Origin of the sequence: Streptomyces bathyalis, from assembly GCF_015910445.1 — a bacterium.
GTDB lineage: Bacteria > Actinomycetota > Actinomycetes > Streptomycetales > Streptomycetaceae > Streptomyces > Streptomyces bathyalis.
Window position 1 is genome coordinate 5,381,140 of the sequence record NZ_CP048882.1, and the last position, 16,386, is coordinate 5,397,525.

Below are 16,386 nucleotides of genomic sequence, written 5' to 3' on the forward strand. Positions count from 1 at the left end.
GTGACCTGCGTCTGAACGACGGCGGAACGCCGAACACCCATCCACACTCATGGATCACCACTCGGGACCCGGTCCTTCTCCGCGTCGCCCGGCACAGACCGGCCGTCGTCCTGCTGCTCATCCGCCGTTCACCTGCGGCTTCGGGAAGCGCGCCGGCACACACCCGCGCACAGGGCCGGTACGACGGCGCCGCGTCTCGGCCGGGCGTGATCGCGGAGCGGGCGTGCAGCGCGGCGCCATGCCCTCCGGTGCGTCCGTGCGTCATCCGTGCGTGGCGGTCGTACGGGCCGGTGCGGGGTTCGTGGGCGGGTGGGAACCGAAGGCAGCCCCTACGTGGAAGGATGGCCGAACTACGACATCGTGAGCACGCGAGAGCATGGGAGAGCACCAGGTGCCTGGCACGAATCTGACACGCGAGGAGGCCCGTGAGCGCGCGCAGCTCCTCCGCGTCGACTCCTACGAGATCGAGCTGGATCTGAGCGGAGCGCAGGACGGGGGCACCTACCGCTCCCGCACGCTCGTGCGTTTCGAGGCCACCGAGGCCGCCTCCAGCTTCATCGACCTGGTGGCGCCGACGGTGCACGAGATCACCCTGAACGGACGGGCGATCGACCCGGCATCGGCCTTCGCCGACTCGCGCATCGCGCTCGACGGTCTCGCCCAGGGGCCGAACGAGCTGCTGGTCGTCGCCGACTGCGCGTACACCAACACCGGTGAGGGTCTGCACCGCTTCGTCGACCCGGTCGATCAGCAGGCATATCTGTACACCCAGTTCGAGGTGCCCGACGCGCGGCGTGTCTTCGCCAGCTTCGAACAGCCGGACCTGAAGGCCACTTTCCAGTTCACCGTGCGCGCCCCCGAGGGCTGGACGGTGATCTCGAACTCGCCGACTCCTGAGCCGCAGGACGGGCTGTGGCGTTTCGAGGCGACGCCCCGGATCTCGTCCTACATCACCGCCCTCATCGTCGGCCCGTACCACTCGGTGCACAGCACGTGGGAGGGCGGCGGCCGCTCCGTCCCGCTCGGCATCTACTGCCGTCCCTCGCTGGCCCAGCACCTCGACGCCGACGCGATCTTCGAGGTGACCCGGCAGGGATTCGACTGGTTCCAGGAGAAGTTCGACTACGCCTACCCGTTCGCCAAGTACGACCAGCTGTTCGTGCCCGAGTTCAACGCGGGCGCCATGGAGAACGCGGGCGCTGTCACCATCCGCGACCAGTACGTCTTCCGCTCGAAGGTGACGGACGCCGCGTACGAGGCACGCGCCGAGACCATCCTCCACGAGCTGGCCCACATGTGGTTCGGCGACCTCGTGACCATGGAGTGGTGGAACGACCTGTGGCTGAACGAGTCGTTCGCCACCTACACGTCCGTGGCGTGCATGGCGGCCGCGCAGGGCTCCCGCTGGCCGCACTCCTGGACGAGCTTCGCCAACCAGATGAAGACCTGGGCCTACCGGCAGGACCAGCTGCCCTCGACCCACCCGATCATGGCGGAGATCCGCGACCTGGACGACGTCCTGGTCAACTTCGACGGGATCACCTACGCCAAGGGCGCGTCCGTGCTGAAGCAGCTCGTCGCCTACGTCGGCGAGGACGCGTTCTTCAGCGGTGTGCAGCGCTACTTCAAGCGGCACGAGTGGGGCAACACCCGCCTGAGCGACCTGCTCGGTGCCCTGGAGGAGACCTCCGGCCGCGACCTCACCGTCTGGTCGAAGGCCTGGCTGGAGACCGCTGGCATCAACGTGCTGCGCCCCGAGTTCCGCACCGACGCCGAGGGCCGCTTCACGTCCTTCGCCGTACGTCAGGCCGCGCCGTCCCTCCCGCCGGGCGCCACGGGCACCTCTACGCTGCGCCCGCACCGCATCGCCGTCGGTGCCTACGAGTTGAGCGGCGGCAAGCTCGTCCGCACGGGCGGGGTCGAGTTGGACGTGACCGGCGAACTCACCGAAGTGCCGGAGTGGGAGGGCAGGAAGCGCCCGGACGTCGTGCTCCTCAACGACGGTGACCTCTCGTACGCGAAGGTCCGGCTCGACCCCGAGTCACTCGCGACCGTCACGAAGCACATCGGCGACTTCGAGGAGTCCCTGCCCCGCGCGCTGTGCTGGGCCTCGGCGTGGGACATGACCCGCGACGGTGAACTGCCCGCCCGCGACTACCTCGACCTCGTCCTCTCCGGGATCACCAAGGAGTCGGACATCGGTGTCGTCCAGTCGCTCCAGCGGCAGGTCAAGCTCGCGCTCGACCTGTACGCCGATCCGCGGTGGCGCGAGACGGGTCTCCTGCGCTGGTCGGAGGCCGCCCTGGAGCGGCTGCGCGCGGCAGCCCCCGGCAGCGACCACCAGCTCGCGTGGGCGCGGGCGTTCGCCTCCGCCGCCCGGACGGACTCCCAACTGGCCCTGCTGGAGGGCCTGCTGGACGGCGGGGAGTCGCTGGAGGGCCTGGCCGTCGACACGGAGCTGCGCTGGGCGCTGCTGCAGCGTCTCGCCGCCACCGGACGGGCGGGGGAGAAGGAGATCGCGTCGGAGCTGGAGCGGGACGCGACGTCGGCCGGCGAGCGGTACGCGGCCATGGCGCGCGCCGCCCGGCCCACCGCGGAAGCCAAGACGGAGGCGTGGGCCTCGGTGGTCGGCAGCGGTGCCGCGGCGGAGACGGGGCTCCCCAACGCCGTGCAGGAAGCGGTCATCGGCGGATTCCTCCAGACCGACCAGAGGGAACTGCTCGCCCCGTACTCCGAGAAGTACTTCGAGGTGGTCAAGGACATCTGGGAGCAGCGCAGTCACGAGATGGCGCAGCAGATCGTGGTCGGGCTCTACCCGACGCTCCAGGTCTCGCAGGAGACCCTCGACGCCACGGACGCGTGGCTGGAGAGCGCTCAGCCGGCGCCGGCACTGCGGCGTCTGGTGACCGAGTCGCGGGCGGGAGTCGAGCGGGCCCTGCGCGCACAGGAGGCGGACGCCGCGGCCGGATGAGCCAAGGTGCCGGGGGCGGCGCGGCATTGCCGCGGTGTCCCCGGCACGGGCTCCGTCATCGGCTCCGGCACCGGCACGTCATCACGTGCCGGGCGACTCTCGGTCGCCCCGTGTATTCCCGGGCCGGAGTGGCGGGCGTCCGGCGGCCCCCCGCGCGGACGGCGAGCCCGCCACTCCGACCCGGCCGCCCTGGAGACACCCCGAAGGCCCCCGGCGTGCACCGGGGGCCTCCGAGTGGGGGATGCGGGTCGTGCATCTTTCAGGCGTGGTGCGTAGAACTGCGCTGTTCCTCAGGCGTGGTGCATGTTGTTTTGTTCGCGCTGTTCAGGCGTGGTGCTCTTGTGTTCTTCTGTGCTCGTTCCGGCTCGGCGGCCGGCACTGCTACTTGGCGAACGCCGCTTGGTCGAAGGCTGCGCTCGCGACACCGTTGGCCCACAGCGACTGGACCTGGGCTGCCTCGTTGGCGTCCGGACGGTCGTTCGTGCAGGACGGGCCGGGCCCGCCGCCCGACATCAGTTCGCTGCAGGGGCCCTCGTAGTGGTCCGGGAGGCCGAGCACGTGGCCCGTCTCGTGGGCCACGACGCGGTTGGAGCTGTACTCCTGGTTCTGGGCGTAGTCCAGGAAGATGTACCCGTTACCGTGCCCGTCCGTGGAGGCGTACGAGCCGCGCGGGTCGTTGCCTTCGCGGTAGTCGAAGCTGGCGCCGCTGCCCTCGGCGAGCTGAACATTGGAGACGGCCGAGTTCCAGATGGCCGTGCTGTTGGCGATCTCGCCGGCGAAGGTGGGTGCTCCGCTGGCGTCGTAGTTGACGGTGACGGCCTGGATACCGGGCTTGGCCGCCTGCTTCTTCAAGGCGTCCTTCACGACGGCGTTGAAGAACGCCTCGGTCGCCTTGTTGGATTCTCCGATGTATCCGGAGCGGGTCGCGCTGCTCTTGGAGTGGCTGCCGCCGTCGTCCGGCGTCGCAGCCGAGGCCGGCATCGCACCCAGTCCCAGGGCCAGTCCGAGGCCGAGTGCCGCTGAGATAGCCATGGTGCGGTGTCTCATGGGGGGTCTCCTTCGGTCCGAAGCACCGAGCCGCTGCAAGGTGGGGTGCGGTCGTGTGCTGCCGGAAGAACTCCTGCCGATGGAGAGTCTGTTGGAGAGTCAGGCCCCAGGGATGATGGCAAGTGGCGATAGCTCCGTCCCATCACCCGATACGCAGGTAGCTTCCCGGCTCCCTCGGTATCTGGTGTGACGAACGCCCGCTTGGATATGCTCCGCCGTGTGGAGCTCGAGGTGAGGCATCTTCGCGCACTGTGTGCGATAGCCGACACGGGCAGTGTGCACAAGGCGGCCCGTCAACTCGGCATGACTCAGCCCTCCCTGACCACCCAGCTCCGCCGCATCGAGCAGGCCGTGGGGGGGCAGCTGTTCGCCCGTGAGCGTACCGGGAGCGTTCCCACCCCCCTCGGCAGGTTCGTCCTGTGCAGGGCCCGCCCGCTCGTGGCGGAGATGACCGCGCTCGTCAGCGAGGCGAGGGCCGCCGCGAACCGCGCCGGCGGCGAGTATCTGCGCATAGGGAGCACCGGAAGCCCCGCCGTGCCGGGCTGGCTGCGCCGGCTGCGAGCCCGCTTCCCCGAGGCCGACACCACCTTCCACATGGACGCCTCCGCACAGACGCTGCTGCGCATGGTCGTGGCGAACCAGCTGGATGCCGTCTTCGTGCACGAGGTCGAGGGCTCGCCGCTGCAGATACCGGACGGGCTCGAGATGTACGTACTCGTCGAGCGCGAACCCCAGTTCGTCGCCCTCTCCGCGACCCATCCGCTCGCCTCGCGCGCGGTGCTCAGCCTCGGTGAGCTGGCGGACGAGCGATGGATGGTCGACCCGGCGGCCGACGGCGAATGGACCGGTCTGCGCAGGGTCTTCACCGAGGCGGGCATCAACCCCCGCGTGGTGCACGGCGACAATCTCGCCGCCGCCGACCTCGTGGCCGCCGGCGAGGTCGTCGCACCCTGCCAGCCCACCGCGCCGGCGCGTCCCGGAAGGATCGTTCGGCCGCTGCTGGGCGACCCCCTGGCGGTGCGGCTGCTGCTGGCGACCCGCGGGACGGCGTCCGGCGGGGATCCCGGCACGGCGCCCGTGATCGAACCGGCCGCCCTGCTCGCCGACCTCCAGGCCTCCTACCGCGAGGTTGCCTGGGCGAGCGACACCTACCGCTACTGGTACCAGCAGCACGACGGCGGGCAGTCGCTGCCCTTCACCGTCGTCGCGTAGGCGTCACCGCCGCGGTTGACCGCCGGGGCCGTTCCGCGGCGGTCGCACCTCACCCGCCCGGAAGCCCCGCCGCGTCCACGAGGCGGGCGGGCGGTCAGGCCTTCGCGGCGGCGGCGTCGCAACGCTGCGCCCGCAGCGCACGGGCCAGGTCGTCGCGTGACTCCAGGACGAGCCGGCGCAGCGCGGGAGGGGAGTCCTCGTGCGCGGCGAGCCAGGCGTCGGTCGCGTCCAGCGTGGCCTGATCACCCTGGAGATCCGGGTAGAGACCGCGGACGACGGCCATCGCGATCTCGATCGACCGCGTGCGCCAGACACCCTCCAGCGCGTCGAAATACGGCTGCACGTACGGGGCCGTGAGCTCCTCCTGGCCCGGCTGCGCGAAGCCCGCGATGGTGGCCTCGACCAGGGCGTTGGAGAGCCGGTCGGACCTCATCACGGACTCCCACGCCTGTGCCTTGACCCCGGCCGACGGGCGCGCCGCCAGACAGCGCACATGGTGCCGCTTGCCGGATGCCGTGTTGTCGCGGGCGAGTTCGGCGTCGAGGAGATCCTCGTCGGCCTCGCCGCTCGCGGCCAGCGTCTCCAGGAACGTCCAGCGCAGCTCCTGGTCGACGACGAGCCCGTCGATCCGTGCGGAGCCGTCACCCTTCGGGCCGTCAGGACCTGTCACCCCCAGCAGCCCCCGCAGCAGCCGCAGATCCTTCTCCTCCGAGGCGACGGCGGAGAAGAACCGCGCCCACGCCAGCTGGTGCCCGCTGCCGGGACCGGCCAGCCGCAGTCCGCTCAACGCGCCCTCGGCCAGCGCCCGCCGGCCCTCCGCGCGCCACTCCGGTGCGGCGTAGTGGACGACCGCGGAGCGGCTCCAGGCGTGCAGCGTCTGCAGCACGCCGACGTCCGACTCGGTGGCGGCGAAGGAGAGCACGAGGGAGACGAAGTCCCTGGCGGGCATCAGGGCGTCGCGCGTCAGGTTCCACATCGCGGACCAGCAGAGCGCCCTGGACAGCGTGGGGTTGTGCGCACCGTCCGCCTCGGGGGCCGTGCCCCGCTCGGCCGCCGGACCGGGAGGGGCGAGCTCGCCCAGGTGGTCACGGAGCGAGGCCAGCGAGTTCTCGTCGAGACGGGTCTTGCAGTACGTGAGGTCGTCGTCGTTGACGAGCACCAGGTCCGGCCGCTGCGCACCGGCCAGTTCCGCGACGACCGTGCGCGCACCCCTGACGTCGGTCTCCGCGCGGGCGTAGCGCACGAGCCTGCGATCGACGTCCTCACGCCTGTAGAGGCCCACGGCCACGCGATGCGGGCGCAGGACGGGATGCGTCTCCGGGGCCTCCTGGAGGACGGCCAGCTCGGTGATCCGGCCCTCGGCGTCGTAAGTGACCTGCGGCGTCAGCGAGTTGACGCCCGCCTCCTGCAGCCAGGCGCGCGACCACTCGTCCATGTCGCGGCCCGAGGTCTCCTCCAGGACGGCCAGCAGGTCCGCGAGCGTCGTGTTGCCCCACGCGTGCCTCTGGAAGTAGCGCCGCGCGCCCTCCAGGAAGGTCTCCCGGCCGACGTAGGCGACGAGTTGCTTGAGGACGGACGCGCCCTTGGCGTAGGTGATCCCGTCGAAGTTGAGCTTGGCGTCCTCCAGATCGGTGATGTCAGCCGTGACGGGGTGCGTGGAGGGCAGCTGGTCGGCCCGGTAGGCCCAGGACTTGCGGCGGTTGGCGAAGGTGATCCAGCCGTCCTTGAAGCGGGTCGCCTCCACCAGCGCGAGCGCGCCCATGAAGTCGGCGAAGGACTCCTTCAGCCACAGGTCGTCCCACCAGCGCATGGTGACCAGGTCGCCGAACCACATGTGCGCCATCTCGTGCAGGATGACGTTCGCCCTGTGCTCGTACGACGCCTCCGTGACCATCCCGCGGAAGACGAACTCCTCGCGGAAGGTGACCAGGCCGGGGTTCTCCATCGCGCCGAGGTTGTACTCGGGGACGAACGCCTGGTCGTACTTGCCGAAGGGGTAGGGGAAGCCGAAGTTGTCGTGGAAGAAGTCCAGGCCCTGCTTGGTGACGGTGAAGATGTCCTCGGCGTCGAAGTGCTTGGCCAGCCCCTTCCGGCACAGCGCCCCGAGCGGGATCTCCAGCTCTTCCCCCGACTCCCCGGCCGGGCGGCGGTAGGTGTCGGTGACGTAGTGGTAGGGCCCGGCGACGACGGCGGTGATGTACGTAGAGATGGGCTCGGTCGGCGCGAAGTGCCAGCAGGCCGCGGCGCCTTCGTCCAGCGGCTCCGGCTCGCCCTGCTGCCGGCCGTTGCTGAGCACCGTCCACCGGGCGGGAGCGGTGACGGTGAAGGCGAAGCGGGCCTTCAGGTCGGGCTGCTCGAAGTTGGCGAACACCCGGCGGGCGTCGGCGGGTTCGTACTGCGTGTAGAGGTAGACCTCGCCGTCCTCGGGGTCGAGGAAGTGGTGCAGGCCCTCGCCGGTGCGGCTGTACGCGCAGGCCGCGTCGACGACGAGCTCGTTCTCCGCCTCCAGGCCCTCCAGAGCGATGCGCGCGCCGTCGAAGACGGTGTCGACGGGCAGGGAGCGGCCGTTGAGGGTCACCGAGTGCACCCGGGGTGCGACGAGGTCGGCGAAGCTGGAGGCGCCCCGCTCCGAGCAACGGAAGCGGATCGTCGTCGTCGAACGGAACGTACGCGGCCCCTTCGCGGGCGGGGAAGCCGTCGCGGAGCGCAGATCCAGCGCCACGTCGTAGCCGTCCACGGTCAGCAGCCCGGCCCGTCGCTGTGCCTCGTGCTGGGTCAGGTTCTCTCCGGGCACGGCGTGGCTCCTTTTCTCGAATCTCGGCTTCTCGCCCTGTCGCGGTCCGCAGGGGCACGGAGCCCCGGCGTGCGGTCTCCCTCAGCGGGGCTCCGGCGACGCCGCTCAGCATGTCACGCGGCAGATGCGCCGCACACGCGGGAATGGCGGCGCGGGGCCGAGCGTTGCCGCTGAGGCCGGATCACCCGCAATGCTCAGGAGAGCCGAGGAGAACGTGTCATGACAGACAAGACCGTCGCCGACTTCTGGTTCGACCCCAGGTGCCCGTGGGCCTGGCTGACCTCCAGGTGGATGCTCGAGGTCGAGAAGGTCCGGCCCGTCGAGGTCCGCTGGCACGTGATGAGCCTGGCCGTCCTCAACGAGAACAAGCTGGACGAGCTGCCCGAGGGGTACCGGGAGCTGCTCGCCTCCGCCTGGGGCCCCGTACGCGTGTGCATCGCGGCCGAGCAGAAGCACGGTGGCGAGGCGCTCGGCCCCCTCTACACGGCGCTCGGCACCCGTCTGCACAACCGCGGGCAGGAGCTGTCACGCGAGCTGCTCTCCGAGGCACTGGAGGACGCCGGCCTGCCCGCCGACCTCGTCGACGCCGCGGACTCCACGGAGTACGACGAGGCACTGCGCGCGTCCCACAAGGAGGGCATCGACCTCGTGGGCCAGGACGTCGGCACACCCGTCATCGCCGTCCCCGGGGCGGACGGGGCGCGCATAGCGTTCTTCGGCCCCGTCGTCACCCCCGCGCCCAAGGGCGAGGCGGCGGCGAAGCTGTGGGACGGCACGCTGATGGTGGCCTCCACGCCCGGCTTCTACGAGATCAAGCGCACCCGCGACGTCGGTCCCGTCTTCGACGACTGACAGCCTGGGCCCCGGGACCACCGCCCGGGGCCGGGCCCGCACGAACAGGAGGGCCCCCGTACGTCACGTCCGTACGGGGGCCCTCCCTTTTTCTCCGCCTGCCCGGTGAAAGGTGAGAAGACGATCACGAGGGCAGGAGGTCCTGGGTGCCGGGGTCGCTCAAAGTGCCGTGAGCAGGGTGTTCCCCTTCTCCTTGGCGGCGCTGTAGCGGCGGCTGACGTCCTGCCAGTTCACGACGCGCCACATCGCCTCGACGAAGTCGACCTTCTGGTTCTTGTACTGGAGGTAGAAGGCGTGCTCCCAGGCGTCGAAGACCAGAATCGGCACGCTGCCCTGGCCGACGTTGCCCTGGTGGTCATAGACCTGTTCCACGATGAGCCGCCCGGTCACCGGTTCGTAGGCGAGAACTCCCCAGCCGCTGCCCTGCGTGGTGGCCGCCGCCTTGGTCAGGTGCGCCTTGAACCTGTCGAAGGAGCCGAAGGACTCGGCGATGGCGTCGGCCAGTTCGCCCGTCCCGTCCTTCTCCAGCGGCTCGCCTCCTCCGTCGCCGGTCATGTTCTGCCAGTAGATGCTGTGCAGGATGTGCCCCGAGAGATGGAACGCCAGGTTCTTCTCCAGCCCGTTCACCGAACCCCACTGGTCCCGCTCGCGGGCCTCGGCCAGCTGCTCCAGGGTGTCGTTGGCGCCCTTCACGTAACCGGCGTGGTGCTTGTCGTGGTGCAGTTCGATGATCTCGCCGCTGATGACCGGCTCCAGCGCGGAGTAGTCGTAGGGCAGCTCAGGCAGCGAATACAGGGCCATGGCGTTCTCTCCTCCGCTTATTGCACATTACTTGCAAGAGGACGGTAGCAGCAACAGCGGCACGGAAAACGGAGCGGCCCCGCAGTGCGGGACCGCTCCGCCGAGTGCACGCGGACCGGTGTTTCCGGTGTCCGTACGGTCAGGCCGAGCCGTCACCCGTCCTCGCGCCGCCGGGCCCGGCCGCATCCCCGGCACGGTCGCCGCCGCTGGGCAACGTCTTCTGCCGGGCCAGCCCGATCGCGATCAGCGAGATCGTCAGACAGCCCGTGAAGGCCAGCTGGGTACGGGTGTCGGCCTCGCGCAGCATCAGCAGGAGCACGGTGAGGATGCCGAGCAGCGCCACGACCGTCAGCACGGGGAAGGCCCACATCCTCACGACGAGCTTCTCCGGCGCCTCGCGCTCCAGGCGGCGCCTGCTGACGAGCTGGGAGAGGGCGATGAAGCCCCACACCACGAGCGTCGCGGCGCCGACCATGTTCAGCAGCCACTGGAAGACCGTGTCCGGCCACCAGAAGTTCAGCAGCACCGCGATGAAGCCGAAGACGGACGAGGCGACGACAGCGGGGCGCGGCACGCCGCTCGCGCTGACCCTGCCCAGGAAGCGCGGGCCCTGTCCTCGGGCGATGAGGGAGTAGGCCATGCGGGACGCCCCGTAGATGTTGGCGTTCATCGCCGAGAGCAGTGCGACCAGCACCACGGTGTTCATCACCTGCGCGGCACCGGGGATGCCGATGTGGTCCAGCACCGCCGCGTACGGGCCCGCGACCACGGACTTGTCGTCCCAGGGGATCAGCGTGACGATCACCAGCATCGAGCCGACGTAGAAGACAGCGATGCGCCACATAGCGGTGCGCACCGCCTTCGCGACGCCGTTGACCGGGTCCTCGGACTCCGCGGCCGCGATGGTCACCGTCTCCAGGCCGCCGTAGGCGAAGACGGAGGCGAGCAGCCCGATGACGAGGCCGTTCGTACCGGCGGGCAGGAAGCCGCCCTCACCGGTGAGGTTGGCCGTGCCCGGGGCGTCGACACCCGGCAGCAGGCCGGCGACGGCGACCGCGCCCAGCAGCAGGAAGGCGGTGATCGCGAAGACCTTCAGCGCCGCGAACCAGAACTCGGTCTCACCGAAGTTCCGCACGGCCACGAGGTTCGAGAGGCAGAAGAGCGCCATGAAGAGGGCGACCCACATCCACGGCTCGGTGCCGGGCATCCACTGCGTGACGATGTCGGCCGCGGCGGTCGCCTCCGTCGCGATGGCGACGCACAGCAGCACCCAGTAGATCCAGCCCGCGGTGAATCCGGCCCACGGGCCGAGCGCCCGCTCCGCGTGGACGGAGAACGAGCCGGACGCCGGGTTCGCCGCCGACATCTCGCCCAGCATGCGCATCACCAGCATCACGAGCAGACCGGATGCGGCGTAGGCGAGGACGATGGACGGGCCCGCCGCGGCGATGCCTGCACCGGAGCCCACGAAGAGCCCGGCGCCGATCACTCCACCCAGAGCGATCATGGACAGATGGCGCTGCTTGAGGCCGTGGGACAGTGCGGACTGCCCCCGGTCAGTTCTGGAGCCCCCCGGGCTGGGAGGTGGCGTGTCGGACAGCTCGGTGCGGGTCATGAAAGGCCGTTCCTGAGAAGACTTCGGGTGGTCGATGTATCGGTAAACCAGTCTCGCAGCGGGGTCGTGACGTGCGGCAAGCGGCCCGCGATCGGTTCAGGCCACGCCGACGGCAGGGCCGTTCCCCGGGTGTTGCGGAGATCACGTGCCCAACTGCCGCCCCCACGGCGCGGCTTGATCGGGCGCCTCCGCGAGGATCCGTCAAGCGAGTCCCGTCCGGTTCTGTCCGATCCCTCACTTCGTCCTGTGGCGGGTTCGGCTAGCGTCGAACGGTTCGCACACCGAACGGTTCGCGGACACAGCTGCAAACCCGTACCGACACACAGGACCCGGAGCCGCCCGATGAGCGCCCTCACACCCGCCGCCGACCCCCGTCCCGGCGCCGTTCTCGCCGATGCGCTGACGCCGGACACGGCAACCCTGACGGGGCCGCGCGCGCACGTACGCGACGCGGTCCTGGTCCTCGGCGGCGCGGCCCTCACCGGCGTCGCCGCCCAACTCGCCGTGCCGGTACCGGGATCGCCGGTCCCCGTCACCGGGCAGACGTTCGCGGCGCTCCTCGTCGGCGCGGGGCTCGGCGCGCGCCGCGGCTTCCTCGCGATGGCGCTGTACACGCTGGCGGGCGCGGCGGGGATGCCCTGGTTCGCCGAGGCGTCGTCGGGCGCCGCCATGCCGTCCTTCGGCTACGTGCTCGGGATGCTGCTGGCAGCCACCGTCGTCGGCGCGCTGGCACGGCGCGGTGGTGACCGCGGTCCGCTGCGCACGGCCGGGACGATGGCAGTCGGCATGGCACTGACGTACGCGGTCGGCGTGCCCTACCTTGCGCTCGCCACCGGCATGTCCGCGTCCGAGGCGGTCGCGGCCGGTCTGGTGCCGTTCCTGGTCGGCGATCTCCTCAAGGCGGGGCTCGCGATGGTCGCGCTGCCCGGAGCGTGGAAGCTGGCGGGCCGCCGCGGCTGACGCCGTGACACCGCGCACCGGGCGGGACCCTGGGGCGTGCCCCGGGCCCCGCCCGGCACCGGCGACGGCCTCGTCGTCCGAGGTCACGCCCGGTGCAGAGCGCCGCCGCACCGCGTCATAGACTCGGCGCCATGCGCGTGTACCTCGGCTCCGATCATGCCGGCTACGAACTGAAGAACCGCCTCGTCGAGTGGCTGCGGTCCGCCGGGCACGAGCCCGTCGACTGCGGCCCCCACATCTACGACGCGGCCGACGACTACCCCCCGTTCTGCCTCCGGGCGGCCGAGCGCACCGCGCAGGACAGCGAGGCCATGGGCATCGTCGTCGGCGGCTCCGGCAACGGCGAGCAGATGGCCGCGAACAAGGTGAAGGGCGTGCGCTGCGCCCTGGCCTGGAGTGAGGAGACTGCGTCGCTGGCGCGCGAGCACAACAACGCCAACGTCGTCAGCCTCGGAGCGCGGATGCACACCACGGACGAGGCGCTGAAGTTCGTGGAGACGTTCCTCAACACCCCCTTCTCGCACGGCGACCGGCACGAGCGCCGCATCGACATGCTCTCGGCGTACGAGATCACGGGGCAGCTGCCGCCCGTGCCGCCGCACCACCCGGAGTCCTGACCGCATGCCCGAGGGGCACACGATCCACCGGCTCGCCCAGGACTGCCTGGAGAGCTTCGGGGGCCGCAAGGTGCGGGCCGCCAGTCCGCAGGGGAAGTTCTCCGACGGCGCGGCCCTCGTCGACGGGCAGGTCCTCACAGACGCCGAAGCCCACGGGAAGCATCTGTTCCTCGGCTTCGACGGCGCGGGCTGGGTGCACGTACACCTCGGCCTCTACGGCAAGTTCACCTTCGGCGCGGGTCCGGCCCCCGCGCCCGTGGGGCAGGTGCGGCTCAGGCTCGTCGGTGAGGGGGACGGCGGCGGCGAGGCGAGCGGCGTCCACGCGGATCTGCGCGGACCGACGCGCTGCGAGCTGATCACGGAGGACGAGAAGCAGGCCGTCGAGGAGCGTCTCGGCCCCGACCCGCTGCGCGCCGACGCCGATCCGGAGCGTGCCTGGGCGCGCGTCTCCCGCAGCCGCACAACGATCGCCGCGCTGCTGATGGACCAGAAGATCGTCGCGGGCGTCGGCAACGTCTACCGGGCCGAGGTGCTCTTCCGGCACGGGATCGACCCCTACCGTCCCGGGCGCGGGCTGAGCCGCACGGAGTGGGACGCGATCTGGGCCGACCTCGTCGAGTTGATGCACGAGGGTGTGCACAACAACCGCATCGACACCGTGCGCCCCCACCACACCCCGGAAGCCATGGGGCGCGCCCCGCGCGTCGACGACCACGGCGGCGAGGTGTACGTGTACCGGCGGGCCGGCATGGAATGCCATGTGTGCGGCGAACCGGTCCGTACGGCGGCCCTGGCGGCGCGGAACCTCTTCTGGTGCCCCGCCTGCCAGCCGGCCTGAGGCTCCGGACGTCCCAACCCCGCCCCGACGGACCGGAGTTCACCCCCCGCGTCAGAATCCATGGGAGAGCCACGGCGCCTGGTCCGTGGCGAAGGCGGTGGACGCCGCGTTGAGCGCGCCCGGCCGCAGCTCCCGCACGCGGCCGGCCGCGCCGAGCGTCCGCAGGGCGGTGCCGCCCAGATACGCCTCGCCCAACTCCCGTACGGACAGGGCGAGATCGGCGGCGTCTCCCGTACGTTCGCACGTGGCGCCCCCGGCATCGCCCGAGAGCCGCCAACGCCCCTCGTTCCACGGGCAGAAGGTGTCCTCGACGTCGAGGACCACATCGACCGGCACGGTGTAGGCACGGGCCGCCAACGCGGCCCCCACCTCCACCGGCCGCGCGAACAGCGAGTCCCGCCACCGCGGCCGGCACAGCCGCACCCGGTCGCCCACCATGTGCAGCCACGGGTCGTCGACGGGGCGGTCCCGCACGCTGATCCCCGCCATCAGATCGATCTCGAACAGATAGCGCCACACGGCGCCGTACGCCGCCGTGTCCAGCGCCTCCAGATCGCGCAGCAGGACGGTGCCGCGCGGAACGCCGTCCTCGTCCCAGCTGCCCTTGAGGGCATAGCGCGCGTACCCGCGCACCTCCCCGCTCTCGTCCTCGGCCAGTACGCAGGCCAGTTTCGTGGCGCCTCCCCGGCTCTCGGGATCGTCCAGCAGCGGGCGCCGCTCCCACCCGGGGGCGCGCTCCAGCATCCCCGCGCGCTCGGGGACCCGGCGCGCGTAGACGCTCTCGCACGCGTCGCTCACGGACGCCGCGTCGTCGGCGAGCCGCATCCGCAGACGGTCCGAGCCCGGCGGGGGCCGCAGGGTGACGCGGGTGGTGTCGATGTCGGCGTCGAGCCTGCGCGCGGCCATTCCGTAGCCGAACCGTCCGTAGATGTCCGGTTCGGAGGCGGTGAGCAGGGAGAGCGGTTCCGCCCCGGCCTCCCGTGTCTCGTCCAACTGGCGCCGCATCATGGAGCGGAGGATTCCGCGACGCCGGTGCGTCGGCGCCACATGCACCATGGACAGGCCGGCAGAGGGCACCAGCGCACCTCCCGGCACGGTCATCCGGAATGAGATCAGGCTCGCGGAGCCGACGAGTTTGCCGCCGTCCCACGCACCGAGCGACCGGTCCATTTCGGTCAGTTCCCGGTGCAGCTCTCGTTCATGGGTTCCCACGGCGGCGAAAGCTCGAAGAATTCCGTCGAACCAGGAGTCCCATTCCGAACCGCTCAGCATGCGCAACTCTGTCGTCATGCGCCTTCTCTAGCAGGGGTTTTGAGCAGCGGCCAACGCATTTCCCCACTCCCGGAGACGGATGCACGTGCAGACGCACGTTCCGTCGTTCTTGCACGTCGCGAACGGAAGTGACGCACTGCTCAAAGGCTCGATAAGGTCCTTCTGCATGGCGGTACGTCGTCCGAGCCTCACACCCCCGAAGGCCCGGTTGCACAAGACGCGAAGAGCGCTGCACCGGGCCAGAACGAGGCTGCGCCGCGGCGCCGTGGACTATTTCCGAGGCGGCGTCTCGGACTGGCTCGCCTTCGGCGCGTTGCTTCTCACCATTCCGCTCCTGACCGCCCTCACGGTCCTCATGCCGGTGTGGGCCGCTCCGGAAGCGCTCGTGCTGCCGCTCATCGCCGGCGGCCTGCTGCTGCGCCCGGCGAGCCTGCTGGCGCTCTACGCGTCGGTGGCGGTGGCCCTCATCGTCGAGTCCGCGATGCTCGGGCCGTACCAGGACGGGGCGGGGCGCGTCACGCCCGGCACCATCCTGGTCGTGGCCACGGCCGGACTTGCGGGTCTCCTCGTCGCGCAGTTCCGCAGCCGCGTCGGCGTGCCCTGGCGGCGCGGCGGCACCATGCTCTTCGACCTCCGCGAGCGCATCCGCGTACAGAGCAAGCTGCCCAGGCTGCCTCGTGGCTGGCACCGCGAGATGGCGCTGCGGCCGGCGGGCGGGCAGTCGTTCTCGGGGGACTTCGTCGTCGCGGCGCGCACGGGCCCGGGGGAGCGCACCCTCGAGGTCGTGCTGACGGACGTGTCCGGGAAGGGTATGGACGCCGGTTCGCGCGCGCTGCTGCTCTCCGGTGCCTTCGGCGGCCTGCTGGGCTCCCTGCCGCCACACGCCTTCCTGCCCGCCGCCAACGGCTATCTGCTGCGTCAGGACTGGGCGGAGGGCTTCGCCACGTCCGTCCATCTCGTCCTCGACCTGGACAGCGGCGACTACGAGCTCTTCTCGGCCGGGCACGTTCCCGCCCTCCAGCGGGGCGCGGGCACCGGCAAGTGGGAGGAGAAGACGGGCGACGGCCCGCTGCTCGGGGTCTACCAGGGCGCCCAGTTCGACCCGGTGAAGGGGACGCTGCTCCCGGGCGACGTGCTGATGCTCTTCACCGACGGCCTCGTGGAGACCTCGGAACGCGACCTGTCGGACGGAATCGACCGGCTCACGGGTGAGGCCGACCGGCACGTCGCCTCGGGCTTCCACGGTGCCGCCTGGCACCTGATCGAGACGGTGGCGCGGGACGTCAACGACGACCGCGCCCTGCTCCTGCTCCGCCGCGGCTGAGCCCCCGCGGGGGAGCTGGGCGGGCAGGAGACGCGGGCCGGTCGCAGACGTCCGTTCGTCGCCACCCGAAGGCGGGCCGCTGC

12 protein-coding genes are annotated in these 16,386 nt (G+C 71.0%); 7 read left to right on the forward strand and 5 right to left on the reverse strand.

Features of this window, described 5'->3' with window-relative positions; all coding sequences use genetic code 11:
* The first annotated feature begins 391 nt into the window (after positions 1-391).
* Complete coding sequence (gene pepN, locus G4Z16_RS23280; protein WP_197352622.1) at positions 392-2,971, forward strand: aminopeptidase N; 2,580 nt, start codon at positions 392-394, stop codon at positions 2,969-2,971.
* Between the two features lie 381 nt (positions 2,972-3,352).
* Here pepN (G4Z16_RS23280) and snpA read toward each other — a convergent pair whose 3' ends face one another.
* A complete protein-coding gene (gene snpA, locus G4Z16_RS23285; protein WP_197352623.1) occupies positions 3,353-4,018 on the reverse strand; it encodes a snapalysin in 666 nt (221 codons plus the stop codon).
* A 207-nt stretch (positions 4,019-4,225) separates the two neighbouring features.
* Between snpA and G4Z16_RS23290 the strand changes: the two genes are divergently transcribed.
* Positions 4,226-5,230, forward strand: a complete 1,005-nt coding sequence (locus G4Z16_RS23290; RefSeq protein WP_197354852.1) for a LysR family transcriptional regulator — start codon at positions 4,226-4,228, stop codon at positions 5,228-5,230.
* A gap of 94 nt (positions 5,231-5,324) precedes the next feature.
* Here the strand turns inward: G4Z16_RS23290 and pepN (G4Z16_RS23295) are convergent, their stop codons facing one another.
* The gene (pepN, locus tag G4Z16_RS23295; RefSeq protein ID WP_197352624.1) at positions 5,325-8,024 is read right to left on the reverse strand and encodes an aminopeptidase N; all 2,700 of its coding nucleotides are present in this window, start codon (positions 8,022-8,024) and stop codon (positions 5,325-5,327) included.
* Positions 8,025-8,243: 219 nt separating this feature from the next.
* Between pepN (G4Z16_RS23295) and G4Z16_RS23300 the strand changes: the two genes are divergently transcribed.
* Complete coding sequence (locus G4Z16_RS23300) at positions 8,244-8,876, forward strand: mycothiol-dependent nitroreductase Rv2466c family protein (protein WP_197352625.1); 633 nt, start codon at positions 8,244-8,246, stop codon at positions 8,874-8,876.
* Positions 8,877-9,035: 159 nt separating this feature from the next.
* Here G4Z16_RS23300 and G4Z16_RS23305 read toward each other — a convergent pair whose 3' ends face one another.
* Both G4Z16_RS23305 and G4Z16_RS23310 read right to left on the reverse strand, forming a co-directional pair.
* Entirely contained in the window at positions 9,036-9,677 is a 642-nt protein-coding gene (locus tag G4Z16_RS23305) for a superoxide dismutase (RefSeq protein WP_197352626.1), read from the reverse strand.
* Positions 9,678-9,816: 139 nt separating this feature from the next.
* Positions 9,817-11,292, reverse strand: a complete 1,476-nt coding sequence (locus G4Z16_RS23310; RefSeq protein WP_197352627.1) for an amino acid permease — start codon at positions 11,290-11,292, stop codon at positions 9,817-9,819.
* 342 nt (positions 11,293-11,634) lie between these two features.
* On the opposite strand from G4Z16_RS23310, the gene G4Z16_RS23315 reads away from it, so the two are divergent.
* From G4Z16_RS23315 to G4Z16_RS23325, 3 genes are all read left to right on the forward strand, one after another.
* A complete protein-coding gene (locus G4Z16_RS23315) occupies positions 11,635-12,252 on the forward strand; it encodes a biotin transporter BioY (protein ID WP_197352628.1) in 618 nt (205 codons plus the stop codon).
* A gap of 131 nt (positions 12,253-12,383) precedes the next feature.
* Complete coding sequence (locus G4Z16_RS23320; protein WP_197352629.1) at positions 12,384-12,869, forward strand: ribose-5-phosphate isomerase; 486 nt, start codon at positions 12,384-12,386, stop codon at positions 12,867-12,869.
* A 4-nt stretch (positions 12,870-12,873) separates the two neighbouring features.
* The gene (locus G4Z16_RS23325; RefSeq protein WP_197352630.1) at positions 12,874-13,707 is read left to right on the forward strand and encodes an Fpg/Nei family DNA glycosylase; all 834 of its coding nucleotides are present in this window, start codon (positions 12,874-12,876) and stop codon (positions 13,705-13,707) included.
* 51 nt (positions 13,708-13,758) lie between these two features.
* On the opposite strand, the gene G4Z16_RS23330 is transcribed toward G4Z16_RS23325, so the two are convergent.
* Positions 13,759-14,997 (reverse strand): GNAT family N-acetyltransferase, encoded by a 1,239-nt coding sequence (locus G4Z16_RS23330; RefSeq protein ID WP_197352631.1) that lies wholly within the window; start codon positions 14,995-14,997, stop codon positions 13,759-13,761.
* A gap of 148 nt (positions 14,998-15,145) precedes the next feature.
* On the opposite strand from G4Z16_RS23330, the gene G4Z16_RS23335 reads away from it, so the two are divergent.
* Complete coding sequence (locus G4Z16_RS23335) at positions 15,146-16,303, forward strand: PP2C family protein-serine/threonine phosphatase (RefSeq protein WP_197352632.1); 1,158 nt, start codon at positions 15,146-15,148, stop codon at positions 16,301-16,303.
* The last annotated feature ends 83 nt before the right edge of the window (positions 16,304-16,386 follow it).